The organism is Pseudoalteromonas sp. P1-25, from assembly GCF_001401805.1.
GTDB lineage: Bacteria > Pseudomonadota > Gammaproteobacteria > Enterobacterales > Alteromonadaceae > Pseudoalteromonas.
The window spans coordinates 1-234 of record NZ_LKDW01000135.1; the positions used below are offsets into that span (position 1 = coordinate 1).

Sequence of the window (234 nt, forward strand, 5' to 3'; positions counted from 1 at the left end):
GCAAATGCTACACTATCATCGGCGCTGTTTCGTTTCACTACTGAGTTCGGCATGGGGTCAGGTGGGTCCAAAACGCTATGGTTACCAAGAAAATTCGGTTCAATTTTCTTATTTTTATTTATTAAGCTTTAAGTCCTTCGACTGAATTTGGAGCCTGGCAATGTCCTACTTTCACATAGCAAATGCTACACTATCATCGGCGCTGTTTCGTTTCACTACTGAGTTCGGCATGGG

Annotated in this window: 1 rRNA gene; it reads right to left on the bottom strand. The window is 43.2% G+C overall.

What is annotated here, in order from left to right:
• Window positions 1-89 (bottom strand): 5S ribosomal RNA (gene rrf, locus AN393_RS19865); the annotation flags it as partial.
• Window positions 90-234 lie beyond the last annotated feature (145 nt).